The organism is Streptomyces sp. BV286 (assembly GCF_019090165.1).
Taxonomy (GTDB): domain Bacteria; phylum Actinomycetota; class Actinomycetes; order Streptomycetales; family Streptomycetaceae; genus Streptomyces.
In genome coordinates this window covers 1-10,435 of the sequence record NZ_JAHRIB010000014.1, presented here as the reverse complement: position 1 = coordinate 10,435, position 10,435 = coordinate 1, and the positions used below count along the sequence as shown (strand labels likewise).

The window sequence follows — 10,435 nt, the reverse complement described above, 5'->3', positions numbered from 1 at the left end:
GGGCGCGGGGTCGCACCGGTGCGGGGCGCGCTCATCACGCGGGCACGAGGGAGAGGAAGTGCCGCAGATAGCGCGGGTCGACCCGCCGCATCGACAGCAGCACGTACAGATCGGCGACGCCGAAGTCCGGGTCGTGGGCGGGTTCCGCGCAGACCCAGGCCCCGAGCCGCAGGTAGCCGCGCAGCAGCGGGGGGAGTTCGGTGCGGGCGGGGCGCGCGACGCCCTCGGCGTTCCACGGCCGCAGCGGCCGTACGCGGTACTCGTCGGGTGCCAGGTACCGGCCCCGCACCCGGTCCCAGGTCCCCGCGGCGAGCGCACCGCCGTCGGCGAGCGGGACCGAGCAGCAGCCCGCCAGCCACTCGTGGCCGCCGTCGGTCATGTAGCGGGCGATGCCAGCCCAGATCAGCGCGATGACGGCGCCGTCGCGGTGGTCGGGGTGGACACAGGAGCGGCCGACCTCGACGAGGCCGGAGCGGATCCCGGCGAGGGGCCCGAGGTCGAACTCGCTCTCCGAGTACAGCCGTCCGGCGACCGCGGCACGTTCGGGCGGCAGCAGCCGGTAGGTTCCGACGACCTGGCCGGTCGTGGTGTCGCGCACGAGCAGGTGGTCGCAGTACGCGTCGAAGGCGTCGGTGTCGAGGCCCGGCCGGGAGGTGGTCAGCAGGGCGCCCATCTCTCCGGCGAAGACGTCGTGGCGCAGTCGCTGTGCGGCCCGGACGTCGGACTCGTCGCGGGCGAGGGTGACGGTGTAGCGGGCGGGTGCCGTCGACAGTGGGGGGCTGTCGAGCGTGGAAACGCCGGTCATGGCTCTCTCCTGGTCATGGGCCGGATGCGGCGGAGCGGCGCGGCGGACCGTGCGTACGGCCCGTGCGCTCCTGTTCTTCCGACACCGGCTGACCGGCGAGTAACCCGTGGAGAGAGGCCGGGTGTGAGCTTGCTGAATGCCAGGGGGTGCTTGGCGGGACCGGGGTTGAGCACCACATCGGTCCCGCCCGTCCGCACCCTCGGCGAACGTTCGGTGGGGCGCCCCGTCGGGGCCCGTCAGGGGCGCGGGGAACTGCGCGACCAGCCCCCACGCACCCGCGGCGGAACAACAGCCGCCGATCAACAGCAGACCCAGCGGAGCGCTACCGCTTCGCCGACCTGCGAGTGGCCCGCAGCCACTCCTTGTTCATCCCCGTGATGGAGACCAGCGGAATCCCCTTCGGGCACACGGTGGCGCACTCCCCCGCGAGCGTGCACCCCCCGAACCCCTCCTCGTCCATCTGCGCCACCATGTCGAGCACCCGCGTCTCCCGCTCGGGCGCCCCCTGCGGCAGGACGTTGAGGTGGTTCACCTTGGCCGAGGTGAACAGCATGGCCGCGCCGTTCGGGCAGGCCGCCACGCACGCCCCGCACCCGATGCACTCCGCGTGCTCGAACGCGAAGTCCGCGTCCGGCTTGGGCACCGGCGTGGCGTGCGCCTCCGGCGCGGCCCCCGTCGGCGCGGTCACGTACCCGCCGGCCTGGATGATCCGGTCGAAGGCGGACCGGTCGACGACCAGGTCCTTCACCACCGGGAAGGCGGACGCGCGCCACGGCTCGACGTCGATGGTGTCGCCGTCCTCGAAGGACCGCATGTGCAGTTGGCAGGAGGTCGTGCGCTCGGGGCCGTGCGCGTCGCCGTTGATGACGAGCGAGCAGGCTCCGCAGATGCCCTCGCGGCAGTCGTGGTCGAAGGCGACGGGGTCGTCGCCCCGGAGGATGAGCTCCTCGTTGAGGGTGTCCAGCATCTCCAGGAAGGACATGTCGGCCGAGATGCCGTCGACCTCGTACGTGGACATCGCTCCGTCGGCGTCGGTGTTCCGCTGCCGCCAGACGCGCAGGGTGAGCTTCATGCGTAGCTCCGCTGGGTGGGGTGGACGTACTCGAAGACGAGGTCTTCCTTGTGCAGGACGGGTGCTTCCCCGGTCTCGGTGAACTCCCAGGCGGCCGCGTAGGAGAACTCCTCGTCGCGGCGGGCCGCCTCGCCGTCCGGGGTCTGGGACTCCTCGCGGAAGTGGCCGCCGCAGGACTCCTCGCGGTGCAGCGCGTCGAGGCACATGAGCTCGGCGAGCTCCAGGTAGTCGACGACGCGGTTGGCCTTCTCCAGCGACTGGTTGAACTCCTCGCCCGTGCCCGGGACCTTGATGCGCCGCCAGAACTCCTCGCGGATCTGCGGGATGCGCTCCAGGGCCTTGCGCAGACCCGTCTCCGTACGCGCCATGCCGCAGAACTCCCACATCAGCTCGCCCAGTTCGCGGTGGAAGGAGTCGGGGGTGCGGTCTCCGTCGACGGCGAGCAGGAGCCGCAGCCGGTCCTCGGTGTCGGCCAGCACCTCCTGGACGACGGGGTGTTCGTCGCTCACGTCCTCGTGGTGAGGGTGCCGGGCGAGGTAGTCGTTGATGGTCGACGGGAGGACGAAGTAGCCGTCGGCGAGGCCCTGCATCAGCGCGGACGCGCCGAGCCGGTTCGCCCCGTGGTCGGAGAAGTTGGCCTCGCCGATGGCGAACAGGCCGGGGACGGTGGTCTGGAGGTCGTAATCGACCCACAGGCCGCCCATCGTGTAGTGCACGGCGGGGTAGATCCGCATCGGCACGGTGTACGGGTCCTCGGCGGTGATCCGCGCGTACATGTCGAAGAGGTTGCCGTACTTCTCCTCGACGGCCCTCCGGCCCATGCGTGCGATGGCGTCGGCGAAGTCCAGGTAGACGCCCTGCCCTCCGGGACCCACCCCGCGGCCCTCGTCGCAGACGTTCTTGGCGGCCCGGGAGGCGATGTCACGGGGGACGAGGTTGCCGAAGGCCGGGTAGACGCGCTCCAGGTAGTAGTCGCGCTCGTCCTCGGGGATCTCGTTCGCCGGGCGGTCGTCACCCTTCGCCTTCGGCACCCAGATCCGGCCGTCGTTGCGCAGCGACTCGCTCATCAGCGTCAGCTTGGACTGGTGCTCGCCGGTACGCGGGATGCAGGTGGGGTGGATCTGCGTGAAGCAGGGGTTGGCGAAGTACGCACCGCGCCGGTGGGCCCGCCACACGGCGGTGGCGTTGGAGTTCATGGCATTGGTCGACAGGTAGAAGACGTTGCCGTAACCGCCGCTCGCCAGGACGACGGCGTCCGCGTAGTACGTGTCGATCTTCCCGGTGATCAGGTCGCGGGCCACGATCCCCCGGGCCCGCCCGTCGACCACGATCAGGTCGAGCATCTCGGTGCGGGCGTGCATCTCGATGTTCCCTGCGGCGATCTGGCGGGACAGCGCCTGGTAGGCGCCCAGCAGCAGCTGCTGGCCGGTCTGGCCGCGGGCGTAGAAGGTCCGGGACACCTGGACGCCGCCGAAGGAACGGGTGTCGAGGAGGCCGCCGTACTCGCGGGCGAAGGGCACGCCCTGGGCGACGCACTGGTCGATGATCTCCACCGAGATCTGTGCGAGCCGGTGGACGTTGGACTCCCGCGCCCTGAAGTCGCCGCCCTTGACGGTGTCGTAGAACAGGCGGTGGACCGAGTCGCCGTCGTTGCGGTAGTTCTTCGCGGCGTTGACACCGCCCTGCGCGGCGATCGAGTGGGCGCGGCGCGGGGAGTCCTGGTAGCAGAACTGCACGACGTGGTAGCCCTGTTCGGCGAGCGTGGCGCCGGCGGAACCGCCTGCGAGTCCCGTACCGACGACGATCACGGTGTGCTTGCGGCGGTTGGCGGGGTTGACCAGCTTGGCCTCGAAGCGGCGGGTGTCCCAGCGCTCGTTCACCGGCCCTTTCGGGGCCTTGGTGTCGACGACCGGCTCTCCGGTCGTGTACTCGGCGAATGCAGAGGTCATGTCAGCTCACCACTCCGGTCATCACGCCCACGGGTACGGCGATGAAGCCCACCGTCAGCACCAGTGCGAGCACGTTGGCGATGGTCTTGAAGGCGCGGTCGCGGGTGCGGCTGCCCACGCCGAGGGTCTGTGCGGCGCTCCAGAAGCCGTGCCGCACGTGCAGGCCGAGCGCGAGCATCGCGACGATGTAGATGACGTTGCCGTACCAGGTGGAGAAGGTGTCGATCACGTTCTGGTACGGGTGCCCGTGCTGGAAGCCGCCCGGGTGCACGGTGCCGGTCGTCAGGTCCAGGATGTGCCAGACGATGAACAGGCCGAGGATGATCCCGCCCCAGCGCATGGTGCGCGTCGCGTAGCTCGCCCGGGCCTTCTTGTGCACGTACCGGGTGGGGCGCGCCCTGAGGTCGCGGCGGCTGAGCTGGTACGCGGAGACGGCGTGCGCGACGACGGCGGCGACCAGGACCACGCGGACGATCCACAGCGCCCACTCGTAGTGCAGGAAGGGCTCGCCGAGGGTGCGCAGCCAGTGCGCGTAGTGGTTGAACTCCCCCGAACCGAAGAAGATCTTGAGGTTGCCCAGCATGTGGACGACCAGGTACCCCAGCATGATCAGGCCGCTGACGGCCATCACGGTCTTCTTGCCGACGGACGAGTCCCACATGGTGCGCGTCATGGACGGTTTTCGGTCCGTCCGCGTTGCCAGAGCCATGAGACAGACGCTAGGGCCGACAGGGTCGATCGGTCCAAGACATGGATCAGCTCGTTTCCATAGGCAACCCCTATCAGAGACGTACGATGGAGGAATGCAGTTCCAGCAGCTCCAGTACTTCGTGGCGGTCGCCGAGACCCGGCACTTCACCCGGGCCGCCGACCTGGTCCACGTGGCCCAGCCGTCGCTGTCCCAGCAGATCAAGGCGCTGGAGCGGGAGTTGGGGGCCGACCTCTTCCTCCGGGCCCGCGGGAACATCACGCTCACGGACGCCGGAGAGGCGCTGCTGCCACTGGCCCGTCGCATCCTGGCCGACGCGGACACGGCCCGGCACGAGGTGCAGGAGCTGGCTCAGCTGCGCAGCGGCCGGGTACGCCTCGGCGCGACCCCCAGCCTGTGCACGGGGCTGCTGCCGGACGTGCTGCGCGCCTTCCACGACCGGTATCCGGGCATCAGGCTGCTGATCGAGGAGGGGGGCTCCCACGACCTCGTACGGGAGCTGGCCCGCGGAGCACTCGATCTGGCCCTCGTGGTTCTTCCCCTGCCCACGCCCTCGCCCGCGCTGACCACGGTGGAGGTGCTGCGGGAGGACCTGGTCGTGGTGTCGTCGCCGGACGCTCCCGCGCCGGGCCGCGGCCGCCGGACCGTCCGCATCCCCGATCTGGAGGGCGAGCGCCTAGTGATGTTCCGGCACGGCTACGACCTGCGTGAACTCACCGTCGCCGCGTGCCGTTCCGCCGGGTTCGAGCCGGATTTCGCGGTGGAGGGCGGGGAGATGGACGCGGTGCTGGGGTTCGTGCGGGCGGGGCTGGGGGTGGCCGTGGTGCCGCGGATGGTGGCGACCCGGTCGGGGCGGGGGTTGCGGGTGACGCCGCTGGCCCGGCCCGGACTTGCCCGGACCATCGCGTTGGCGCACCGCAGCGATGTGGCTCCGCCTCGGGCCGCCCGTGAGCTGCAGCGGATGCTGCTGGAACGGTGAGCCGCGGTCGGGCCGTACCCCGCGCCCCTTCGGGGACGTCGGCGGCACGGCGCGCTCTCACCGTGCGGGTGCGTCGTGGCTGAGCGCGCAGTTCCCCGCGCCCCTGACAGGGCGCGGGGAACTGCGCGGCCGGCCACAGCGGACCTGCGGTCAGCCCGTCGCGTCCACGAGTGCCAGGTCGTGGAGCCGGTCCGGCGGACCGGGGCGGGCGTAGTACCAGCCCTGGGCGGTGTCACAGCCGAGCAGGCGCAGTTGCTCGGCCTGCGCCCCCGTCTCCACGCCCTCCACCGTGACCGCCAGGTCCAGGCTGTGGGCCAGGGAGACGATCCCCTCGACGATCTTGAGGTCGACTGGATCGGCCGGGAACTGCTGCATGCCCTGGGTGAAGGACCGGTCGAGCTTGAGGATGCTCACCGGGAGGCGGCGCAGGTTCGCGAGGTTCGAGTACCCCGTGCCGAAGTCGTCGAGCGCGATGTCGACTCCCATCTCGGCGAGCCGGCGCAGCGGCTTCAGGAGGTCGTCGTCCGCGCCGATCAGCGCCGACTCGGTGACCTCCAGGCAGAGCGAGTCCGGTTCGAGGCCGACACGCTCCAGGATGTCGACCGTGTCGGAGACCAGGCCGGGATGGGTCAGCTGGCACGGGGACAGGTTGACGTTGATGCGCAGCGGTCCGGCATCGGCGTGACGTTCCTGCCATTCGCGGGCCTGGCGGACCGACTGCTCAAGGACCCAGCGGCCGAGCGGGACGATCAGGCCGGTGTGCTCGGCGAGCGGGATGAACCGGTCGGGACCGAGCACACCGTGCTGCGGGTGCAGCCAGCGGACCAGGGCCTCCGCACCGCGCACACTGCCGTCGCCGAGGTGGACGAGCGGCTGGTACTCGATGAAGAACTCGCCCCGGTCCAGCGCCGCGGGCAGCGCCGTGGTGAGCCCGTGCCGGGTGATGGCCCGGGCGTCGGCCTCGGGGTCGGCGAGCTCGTAGCGGTTGCCGCCCGCCGACTTGGCCCGGTACATCGTGATGTCGGCGCTGCGCAGCACCTCCGCCGGGCCGCGCTCGCCCGCCGGACCCTCGACGATGCCGATGCTGCCGCGGACCGTCAGTTCCCGGCCGTCGATACGGACCGGGGTGATCAGGGCGTTCATGATGCGGTCGGCGAGCGCGTCGACCTCGCTCTCGGTGTCGGGCCCGGTGGTCAGGGCCACGAACTCGTCGCCGCCGAGCCGGGCCACCATCTCGCCGGGCGCGGTCGCGCAGGACTGCAGCCGGTCGGCGACCTCGACGAGCAGCCGGTCCCCCGCCGCGTGCCCGAGGCTGTCGTTGATGGTCTTGAAGCCGTCGAGGTCTAGGTAGCAGAGCCCGAAGCGCATGCCGCCGCCCGCGGAGAGCACCTTGTCGAGCCGCTCGAAGAACAGGGTGCGGTTGGGCAGTCCGGTGAGGGCGTCGTGCGTCGCCTCGTACCGGAGCCGGAGGTTGAGCAGCCGGCGCTCGGTGGTGTCCTCCATGAGGGCGAGCTGGTACTGCGGCTCCCCGTCCGCGTCACGCAGCAGCGACACGGTGAGGTTGGTCCACAGGACCGTTCCGTCGGGCCGGTAGAAGGCCTTCTCGACGTGGTAGTGCTCGCGGTCGCCGCGCACCAGCTCCTCGTAGAGCCGCCACACCTGGGGGGCGTCCTCGGGGTGGGTCCAGTCGGTGACGTTGCGTCCGCGCACCGACTGCTCGGTGCCGCCGAACATGCGCAGCAGGGCGTTGTTCACCTGCAGGATGTTGCCGTCGAGATCGGCGACGCCGATGCCTATGGCCGCGCCTTCGAAGACCGCGCGGAAGCGTGCCTCGGTCGCGTGCAGCGCGTCCGCGACGATGCCCTGGGCCTGGAGGGCGGCGCGCGCGATGGTCTCCTGCTCGGTCAGCGTCCGCTCCCGCAGCGCATGCGCGAACCCGGCGGCCATGGCGTGCTGCAACCGCGCCGAGCGGGCGCGCAGGTCTTCCTGGAGGCCGTCCCCGCCGCAGTAGAGCACCAGATACGCGTCGACGCAGTCGAGCGTGGCGCTGAGGGCCTCGGGCTCGGTGCAGTGCGCGTCGATGAGCGCCGCGCCGACGGCCTGCCCCTCGGCCGCCTCGAACGTCCTGGCCCGCAGTGCCTCGCTCAGGCGCCGGGCGAGCGGCACGAGACGCTGCTCGAACTCCGGCCGGGTCAGGGACGTCGCGGTGACCGGGTACACGGCCCGGCTCCAGATCGTCGCGAACCTGCGCAGTCTGTCCTCCGGCCCGTCCGGCTCGGCGGTCACGCCCTGCGCCCCACGCCCGCGAAACCCGAGTAGGAATAGGGATCCTCGTCCTCGGACGCCGGGTCGGGCCGCCACGTCGGCATCGGCACCAGTCCGGGTTCCACCATGTCGTACCCCTCGAAGAACCGCGCGATGTCCTCGCGCGAGCGCATGATCAGCGGGCTGCGGATGTCCTTGTAGACGTCGACGGCGCCGCCGGCCCGCTCCGGTGGGAGCGGGATTCCCTCGTACGAGGCGTGCGTGACGACGAACAGACTGCCGGGCGCAAGCGCGTCCCTCAGCTCTGCCACCGCCCCGTACGGGTCGTCCTCGTCCTCCACGAAGTGAAGTATGGCAACGAGAAGGAGCGCCACTGGCTGATTCAGGTCTATCAGCCCCCGAAGCTGGGGACTTGCGAGGATCTCCTGGGGCTTGCGGAGGTCCGCGGTGATGACGTCCGCGTCCTCGTTGCCGTCCAGGACGGCCCTGCTGTGCTCCACGGCCACCGGATCGTGGTCGACGTAGACGACGCGTGCGCCGGGGCGGGCACTCTGGGCGACCTCGTGGACGTTGCCGTAGGTGGGTATTCCCGAGCCGATGTCCAGGAACTGGCCGATGCCCTCGTCGGCCGCGAAGCGCACGGCCCGGCGGAGGAACGCCCGGTTCGCCTGCATGATCTTGGGCAGCCCCGGCATGAACTCCATGGCCCTGCGCGCGGCCTCCCGGTCGACCTCGAAGTTGTGCGATCCGCCCAGGTAGTAGTCGTAGATGCGGCTCACGCTCGGCACCGAGATGTCGATGCCACGTGGGGCCCAGGCGGGACGCTCCATCTATCTCTCCAAGGCGTAGGCGATCCGGTGTTCGAGCTGAGGCTACTGATCGCCCGCCAATGGAGCGAGGGGAAACGGAAATTGACCGTCCGTTCCAGGTCACTGCCTCCGGCACGTGCCGAAATGGAATGCCTTGCGAAATCACACCGAAGCGTTCCAAAGAGATCGGTGAGAACTGCGCAGAGTCACGAAGAGCCGGGACGGGGGCCGTTCGGATGTGAAAAAGCCGCATCGCCCCCTCCGTACGGTGCGGAGGGGGCGAAGCGGTGGGTGTGCGCACTTGTTCCGATGTTCCGGCACTCTCTTTTCGGAGTGCCGGAACATCGGTCACCGACCGGGGAAGTGGTCGTGTGGTGTGGCTACTTCGGCTTGCCGAGCGGCTTGCCCTCGGGCGAGATGGCGTACCAGGTACCGCCGACGCCCTGCCCGTTGGTGTCACCGGGCTTCTTGTCACCCGCGAAGGTGTAGAGCGGCCAGCAGTCGATGCTCTGCTGCTTGAGGCCGTCCGGACGGTTCAGGACGACGTAGCCGCGACGGCCGTCGTTCTTGTTGTCGATGCCCTTGGTGTCGGCGGCGTCCACCGGCTCGACGACCGGCCACTTCTCGAGGCACGCGCCGACACAGGCCGACTTCATCGGCCACGGGGTGTCCTTCTCGAAGCGGTAGACCGTCATGCCGTTCTTGTCGATGACGACCTCGCCGAGCTCCGGGTCGTTACGGGTCGACAGACCGGCCAGGTCGGCGGCCGCGCCACCCCCGCCCCCGCCCCCGCCGGACGCCTTCTTGCCGGTGGGAGCCGACGCGTACCAGGTACCGCCCACACCCTGGCCGTTGACGTCACCGGCCTTGGTGTCCTTCGCGTACCGGTACTGCGGCCAGCCGTCGATCGTGAGCTGCTTGGTGCCGTCGGGGCGGGTGACCTCGCCGAGCAGGGCCTTGTCAATGCCCACCGGGGCGGCGGCGCCGGAGGCCGGGACCGGGGGCCAGGCCGTGGCGCAGTCGCCTTCACAGGTGGACTTCGGCGGCTCCGCCGTGTCCTTGTCGAAGCGGTAGAGCGTCATGCCCGCGCTGTCCGTCACCACTTCGCCGAGCTTGTCGGTGTCCGCAACGGCAAGCTGCCCGGCGCTCTGGCCCTGGGCCGCGGCACCCTGTCCCGCTGTGGCGGCGGCACCGGTCTCGGTACCCGGGCTCGCTCCGGCCGCCCCCGCCGTACCGTAGCCATTGGCCGCGGGCGCCGCGCCCACGTTCTGGCTTCCGGTCGAAGTGTCCGCCTTGTCCTGACCGCACGCCGTCGTCAGCACCAGCACTGCCGCAGCTGACGCTACGAGTGAGGCGCTCCGCCAGGAGGTCTTCATTGGTAACTCCCGCTGTCGTCATAGGTGTTGCGGCGCTGCTCAGCACCGCGTATGGCCCTAGGTACGGGCGGGGGTGCGGTGAGTGTTCAAAGAGCGCACACATTTCTTTCAGGTAACGCCCGGGACTGCTGCTCGGGATGAGGTCCGAGAGGCCGGCCCGACCCCCTTCCGAGAGGCCGGCCCGGCCCCTTCCGAGAGGGCCGGGTGGCGCCCCGTGGCAACCGCGTGATGCTCCGTTGTCCCTCCTTCGGGGCAATCCCGCCGCCAGTCCCGCGCGCGCGAGCGCGCGAGGACCGATGATCGCGATCGTGTCTGGACCACTACGAAACCCACCGCCCCGTTTCGCCCTCGTCATACGGCTGCTGGCGCTGTTCACCCTGACCTGGGTCGCGGGTGGCGCGCCGGCCCCCGCGACCGCCGACGCGTGCGCGTACGCCTCCACCGGCCCCGGCGGGGGCGGCGCGGTGGCGG

Annotated in this window: 8 protein-coding genes; 1 reads left to right on the top strand and 7 read right to left on the bottom strand. The window is 70.6% G+C overall.

Annotated features, from left to right (window positions below; all coding sequences use genetic code 11):
• Positions 1–34: 34 nt before the first annotated feature.
• The 4 genes from KUF83_RS01675 to KUF83_RS01660 all read right to left on the bottom strand — a co-directional run bounded on the left by KUF83_RS01675 (position 35) and on the right by KUF83_RS01660 (position 4,499).
• On the bottom strand, positions 35–805 hold the full coding sequence (locus KUF83_RS01675) for a GNAT family N-acetyltransferase (protein WP_217452682.1): 771 nt from the start codon (positions 803–805) through the stop codon (positions 35–37).
• 322 nt (positions 806–1,127) lie between these two features.
• Positions 1,128–1,877 (bottom strand): succinate dehydrogenase/fumarate reductase iron-sulfur subunit, encoded by a 750-nt coding sequence (locus tag KUF83_RS01670; protein ID WP_217452681.1) that lies wholly within the window; start codon positions 1,875–1,877, stop codon positions 1,128–1,130.
• On the bottom strand, positions 1,874–3,826 hold the full coding sequence (locus tag KUF83_RS01665) for a fumarate reductase/succinate dehydrogenase flavoprotein subunit (protein WP_217452680.1): 1,953 nt from the start codon (positions 3,824–3,826) through the stop codon (positions 1,874–1,876). Before KUF83_RS01665 ends, KUF83_RS01670 begins: the two co-directional genes overlap by 4 nt.
• A gap of 1 nt (position 3,827) precedes the next feature.
• Positions 3,828–4,499, bottom strand: coding sequence for a succinate dehydrogenase (locus tag KUF83_RS01660; RefSeq protein WP_217452683.1), 672 nt, complete (start codon positions 4,497–4,499; stop codon positions 3,828–3,830).
• 130 nt (positions 4,500–4,629) lie between these two features.
• Here KUF83_RS01660 and KUF83_RS01655 point away from each other — a divergent pair, with 130 nt between their 5' ends.
• Complete coding sequence (locus KUF83_RS01655) at positions 4,630–5,514, top strand: LysR family transcriptional regulator (protein ID WP_217452679.1); 885 nt, start codon at positions 4,630–4,632, stop codon at positions 5,512–5,514.
• Between the two features lie 150 nt (positions 5,515–5,664).
• Here the strand turns inward: KUF83_RS01655 and KUF83_RS01650 are convergent, their stop codons facing one another.
• The 3 genes from KUF83_RS01650 to KUF83_RS01640 form a co-directional block, all read right to left on the bottom strand.
• Positions 5,665–7,800: a bifunctional diguanylate cyclase/phosphodiesterase gene (locus tag KUF83_RS01650; RefSeq protein WP_217452678.1), complete on the bottom strand. Its 2,136-nt coding sequence runs from the start codon at positions 7,798–7,800 to the stop codon at positions 5,665–5,667.
• Positions 7,797–8,609 carry an SAM-dependent methyltransferase gene (locus KUF83_RS01645; RefSeq protein ID WP_217452677.1) on the bottom strand — a complete coding sequence of 271 codons (813 nt, stop codon included), beginning with the start codon at positions 8,607–8,609 and terminating at the stop codon, positions 7,797–7,799. Before KUF83_RS01645 ends, KUF83_RS01650 begins: the two co-directional genes overlap by 4 nt.
• Positions 8,610–8,968: 359 nt before the next feature.
• Positions 8,969–9,964, bottom strand: a complete 996-nt coding sequence (locus KUF83_RS01640; protein WP_217452676.1) for an SCO0930 family lipoprotein — start codon at positions 9,962–9,964, stop codon at positions 8,969–8,971.
• Positions 9,965–10,435: the final 471 nt, after the last annotated feature.